The sequence below is a fragment of the Terrabacter sp. P5_B1 genome (genome assembly GCF_056400505.1).
In genome coordinates, this window is record NZ_JBFULD010000465.1 from 1 (window position 1) to 2,363 (window position 2,363).

Below are 2,363 nucleotides of genomic sequence, written 5' to 3' on the forward strand. Positions count from 1 at the left end.
GGGCGGCGACCCCGACTCCGAGGCCGGTCTGGCGCACGCCGGCGACCTGCTCGAGCAGACCGGTGGCGCGCGGATCAGCCACCGGTAGGTCTTCCTCGGCGATGGGCACGTGTCCGCCGGCGTGGCCGCGGACCGATGGGCTCCTCAAATCCCGACGTGGCACGATTGAGGGCATCATGGCTCTTCCCATCCGCCGCCGTCCCCGTGCGCACGACCCCGGTCCCGGCGTCGTCGGCAGCGCGCGCGTCGATCGGCGGACCAAGTCGCTGACCAAGCGCCTCCAGCCCGGCGACATCGCCGTCATCGACCACGCCGACCTCGACAAGGTCAGCGCCGACGCCCTCGTCGCGGTGCGCCCGGCAGCGGTGGTCAACGCCAGTGCCTCGATCAGTGGTCGCTACCCGAACCTCGGCCCGCAGATCCTCGTCGAGGCCGGCATCCCGGTGCTCGATGCCGCGGGCACGGAGGTCATGACCCTCTCGGACGGCCAGCCGCTGCGGATCGACGGTGCCGACCTCTGGCAGGGCGAGACCAGGGTGGCCACGGGGACGTTGCTCGACGCCCGGGCCGTCCAGACCCAGATGCACGAGGCGCGAGCCGGCCTCGCCGTGCAGATCGAGGCGTTCGCGACCAACACGATGGAGTACATCCGCAAGGAACGCGACCTCCTGCTGGACGGCGTCGGGGTGCCGCCGATCACGACCGAGATCGACGGTCGTCACTGCCTCATCGTGGTGCGCGGCTACCACTACCGCGAGGACCTCGAGGCGCTGCGGCCGTACATCCGGGAGTACCGCCCCATCCTGGTCGGGGTCGACGGTGGCGCCGACGCCATTCTCGAGGCCGGCCACAGGCCGGACCTCATCGTCGGCGACATGGACTCCGTCTCCGACAAGGCCCTGCGCTGCGGCGCCGAGATCGTCGTCCACGCCTACCGCGACGGCCGGGCCCCGGGACTCGCCCGCGTCGAGGCACTCGGGATCACCCCGGTCGTCTTCCCCGCCGCAGGCACGAGCGAGGACGTCGCGATGCTCCTCGCCGACGACTCCGGGGCCGAGCTCATCGTCGCCGTCGGCACCCACGTCACCCTGGTGGAGTTCCTCGACAAGGGTCGCGACGGCCAGGCCTCGACCTTCCTGACGCGCCTTCGCGTCGGCGGCAAGCTCGTGGACGCCAAGGGCGTCAGCCAGCTCTATCGAACCCGGATCCCGGGCCGCCTGCTCGTGACCATGCTCCTCGTCGGCCTGCTGGCCTTCATCGCCGCGCTGGCGTCGACTCCCGCCGGCCAGGCGTGGCTGCAGGTCCTCGCCGCCCGATGGGACGACCTCCGGACCGCCATCGTTGGGATCTTCACGTGATCGACTTCCGCTACCACCTCGTCTCGATCATCTCGGTCTTCCTCGCACTCGCGGTCGGCATCGTCCTCGGGGCAGGTCCGCTCCAGGGGAACCTCGGCGACCAGCTCAGTGACCAGGTCGCCGCGCTGCGCACCGAGAAGCAGACCCTCAACGACAAGCTCACGGTGAGTGAGAAGCTCGTCGACGGCTCCGACGAGTACGCGGCGGCCGTCCAGTCCCGCATCGTCCGTGGCCGGCTCACTGGTCACCGTGCGGTCGTGGTCGTCATGCCGTCTGCAGACGGCACCATGGTGAGCAACCTCGAGGACGTCGTGACCCAGGGCGGCGCCGCACTGGCCGGGACCGTCACGATCAGCCCCGACTGGTTCGACCCGAGTCAGTCGAGCGTCCGAGCGAAGGCCGCACACGACGCCGCGACCACGCTCGGGCTCAGCTCGTCCGCGACGGGTGACGCCCTGCTGCTCCAGGTCCTCACCGACCTCACGGTCTCGACGGGCGGCACCGGCCCGTCGCCCCAGCGCTCAGCCGCCCTCAAGGTTCTTGTCGACGCGAACCTGCTCGACAGCACCGTGGCCGAGCTCGCGCCGTCGGACCTCGCCGTCGTCGTGTCCGGCGACTACGCCGGCACCGAGCCGGTCGTGACGGCGCGGTCCGACGCCATCCGATCCCTGGTCACCGCGCTCGCCGGGTCCTCTCGCGCCACGGTCGTCGCCGGGGGCGACACCCTCGCCGCCGCCGGGCAGGCCGAGACGTCCAACGCGGTGCAGGCGGTTCGCGAGAAGTCGGACACCGCCCAGATCATCTCCAGCGTGGACCACGCCCGCGCCGGCAACGGCCCGGCGACGGTCGTGCTCGCCGTCGAGGATGCGCTCGACCAGAAGATCGGCCACTACGGCATCGCCCCGGGTGCGACCGCCCGCGTCCCGCGGGTGCTCCCGTGACGCGGAGCCGTCGACACGCGGGGTCGTCCGCCGTCGCGTCGCTCGCTGCCGCGATCGCGTCGGC

2 protein-coding genes are annotated in these 2,363 nt (G+C 71.8%); both read left to right on the plus strand.

Going from position 1 to position 2,363, the window contains the following annotated elements; genetic code table 11:
- Nucleotides 1-176 precede the first annotated feature (176 nt).
- Nucleotides 177-1,358, plus strand: a complete 1,182-nt coding sequence (gene steA / locus AC1DP0_RS20910; RefSeq protein ID WP_478088313.1) for a putative cytokinetic ring protein SteA — start codon at nucleotides 177-179, stop codon at nucleotides 1,356-1,358.
- Nucleotides 1,355-2,299, plus strand: coding sequence for a copper transporter (locus AC1DP0_RS20915; RefSeq protein ID WP_478088315.1), 945 nt, complete (start codon nucleotides 1,355-1,357; stop codon nucleotides 2,297-2,299). Before steA ends, AC1DP0_RS20915 begins: the two co-directional genes overlap by 4 nt.
- Nucleotides 2,300-2,363: the final 64 nt, after the last annotated feature.

Coding starts and splice junctions, on each gene's coding strand:
- steA (WP_478088313.1), top strand. CDS start 177: ATGGCTCTTCCCATCCGCCGCCGTCCCCGTGCGCACGACCCCGGTCCC.